The 1025-nt window shown below is 68.3% G+C and carries 1 protein-coding gene; it reads left to right on the top strand.

All coding sequences use genetic code 11. From position 1 onward, the window contains the following. On the top strand, window positions 1-933 hold a 933-nt coding region (locus tag ORI27_RS32865; protein ID WP_266001428.1), incomplete at its 5' end, for an IS110 family RNA-guided transposase. Between the last annotated feature and the right edge of the window lie 92 nt (window positions 934-1025).

Genomic DNA, 1025 nt, shown 5'->3' with positions numbered 1-1025 from the left:
GCTATCGAAGGCGCGGCCGGCCTCGGCGCACCGTTGACCCGGCAGCTGGCCGCCGACGGCGTCGAGGTCATCGACGTTCCCGCCAAGCTGGCAGCCCGAGTGCGGCTGCTCTCCACCGGGCACGGCCGCAAGACCGATGAAGCCGACGCCGTCTCGGTCGGTATCGCCGCCCTGACAGCCACCCGGCTCAACACCGCTGCCGTCGAGGCGAGCATCATCGCGATGCGGGCGCTTGTTGAACACCGCGAGGACCTGGTCAAAACCCGCACCCAGACCGTCAACCGGCTCCACGTACTGCTGACCCACCTCACCCCGGCCGGCGCCCCGCGCGGACTGACTGCCGACCGCGCCGCCGACATCCTGCGCCAGATCCGACCCCGGGACCCCGCGCTCAAGACGCTACGCAGCCTGGCCGCTGACCTCGCCGCCGAGATCCGCGCGCTCGACCGTCGCATCGCCAAGGCCGCCGCCGACATCAAGGCCGCAGTCGAGTCATCGGGAACCACCTTGACCGAACTCAGCGGCATCGGAGTCCTCAACGCCGCCAAGATCGTGGCCCGCGTCGGCACCATCGACCGATTCCGCTCCGCCGACGCGTTCGCCACCTACACCGGCACTGCACCTATCGCAGCCTCCTCCGGCGATGTCACCCGCCACCGCCTCTCCCGCGCTGGGGACCGACAACTCAACTGCTGCCTGCACACCATGGCCATTTCCCAGATCGCCCGTGACAGCCCAGGACGGGACTACTACCGACGAAAACGAGCCGCCGGCAAGAGCCACCGAGAAGCGTTGCGCTGCCTCAAACGACGCCTCTCAGACGCGGTCTACCGACAACTGATCCGCGACGCGGCAAGACTTGGGGCAGGCCCGGGAGGACACTCGGGGGCGACTCCAATATCCAGCGCGGTCAGCTCAAACCCCGCACACTGACGCTTCGGACAAGTCACTTCCCGGGCCTACCAGCAGCCACCCTACAACCGACCCCGATACCGGACTCTTGACACAGAGAGGCGCCGTCTAGT

The organism is Mycobacterium pinniadriaticum (assembly GCF_026242045.1).
Lineage (GTDB): Bacteria > Actinomycetota > Actinomycetes > Mycobacteriales > Mycobacteriaceae > Mycobacterium > Mycobacterium pinniadriaticum.
This window is presented reverse-complemented; position numbering and strand designations above follow the sequence as displayed.